1 protein-coding gene and 1 pseudogene are annotated in these 1,782 nt (G+C 63.0%); both read left to right on the plus strand.

All coding sequences use genetic code 11. The features are described 5' to 3' along the window. The first annotated feature begins 10 nt into the window (after positions 1–10). On the plus strand, positions 11–1,459 hold the full coding sequence (gene guaB, locus A2I95_RS35280) for an IMP dehydrogenase (RefSeq protein ID WP_027258887.1): 1,449 nt from the start codon (positions 11–13) through the stop codon (positions 1,457–1,459). 36 nt (positions 1,460–1,495) lie between these two features. Beyond that, positions 1,496–1,782, plus strand: a pseudogene (locus A2I95_RS35285) (RsmB/NOP family class I SAM-dependent RNA methyltransferase); the annotation flags it as partial.

The following is a 1,782-nucleotide window of genomic DNA, read 5'->3' on the forward strand; positions in this document are numbered from 1 at the left end:
AGGATGACCAATGCAGATTCGTGAGGCTCTCACCTTTGATGATGTTCTACTGGTGCCAGGCGCGTCGAGCGTGCTGCCCAATACCGCTGACACGCGCACCCGGGTGACGCAGTCAGTGTCGCTGAACATCCCGCTTTTAAGCTCGGCCATGGATACGGTGACCGAGTCCCGCATGGCGATTGCCATGGCCCAGGCCGGCGGCATGGGGGTTATTCACAAAAACCTGAACGTGGAAGAGCAGGCCCGCGAAGTGCGCCGGGTCAAACGCTTTATCTCGGGCATCGTTTACAACCCCATTACTCTGACTGCAGACCAGACCCTGGCGGATGCCAAGGCGCTGCAGGAACGTTACCGGGTGACGGGCTTCCCGGTAGTGGATGGTTCGGGCCGTGTTGTCGGTATCGTCACCAATCGCGATATGCGCTTTGCCTCTGATGACAGCACGCCGGTGTCGGTGATGATGACTTCTGACAACCTGGCGATGCTGCAGGAGCCGGCAGACCTGGAAGAAGCCAAATCGCTGATGAAGGCGCGCCGGATCGAAAAACTTCTGGTCTCTGACAAAGATGGCAGGCTGACGGGGCTTCTGACCCTCAAAGACACTGAACAGGCCGTGTTGCATCCGACCGCTTGCATGGATGAACTGGGGCGCCTGCGGGTTGCCGCTGCCAGCTCGGTCGGCGACAGCGGCTTTGCCCGCTCCGAGGCGCTGATTGACGCTGGTGTTGATATCGTTGTTGTGGATACGGCCCATGGCCATTCGGCAGGTGTGATCGACGCAGTGAAGCGGATCAAGGCGCAGTATGGCGCGGTACAGGTTATCGCTGGTAACGTGGCCACCGCTGAAGCCACCCGCGCGCTGATCGATGCAGGCGCGGATGCCGTCAAGGTTGGCATCGGCCCGGGTTCGATCTGCACCACCCGCATGGTGGCCGGTGTCGGCGTGCCGCAGCTGACCGCGATCATGGATTGCGCAAGCGCTGCAGGCGATATCCCGGTGATCGCCGATGGCGGCATCAAGTTCTCGGGCGATTTCGCCAAGGCGATTGCGGCAGGCGCGTCCTGCGCCATGGTCGGTTCGATGATTGCCGGCACGGATGAATCCCCGGGTGAGGTGATCCTGTATCAGGGCCGCTCGTTCAAATCCTACCGCGGCATGGGCTCGATGGGCGCCATGGCGCGCGGCTCGGCGGACCGGTATTTCCAGAAAGATGCCGCCAGCGACAAGCTGGTGCCGGAAGGCATCGAAGGCCAGGTCCCCTACAAAGGCGGCGCCGGGCCGGTTGTTCACCAGCTGGTCGGCGGTCTGCGTGCCGCAATGGGCTATACCGGCTGTGCGACCGTGGACGAGATGCGCAAGAACTGCAATTTTGTGCGCATTACCGGCGCCGGGCTGAAAGAAAGCCATGTGCATGATGTGCAGATCACCCGCGAAGCCCCGAACTACCGGGCAGGATAAGCGGATGATGGCCGCGTGCAATCAAAGGGCAGGGGCATGACCCCCGCCGCCCGCCTGCAGGCGGCCATTGAGGTTCTTGACCAGATTTTGGAGGGCGAGCCTGCGGAAAAGGCTTTGACCTCCTGGGGACGCCGGAGCCGGTTTGCCGGATCAAAAGACCGGGCCGCAGTGCGCGATCATGTGTTTTCAGCCTTGCGGTGCCGGCGGTCGCACGCGGCCATGGGCGGTGCGCGCAGCGGGCGGGGGCTGATTCTGGGTGCGCTGCGGGAAGCGGGGGGGGATCCCGACGGCTTGTTCAGCGGACAGGGGTACGGGCCTGCGCC

The organism is Leisingera sp. F5 (assembly GCF_001593695.1).

Excerpts from the sequence above, each read along its gene's own strand:
- guaB (WP_027258887.1), top strand. The coding sequence starts at position 11 with ATGCAGATTCGTGAGGCTCTCACCTTTGATGATGTTCTACTGGTGCCA.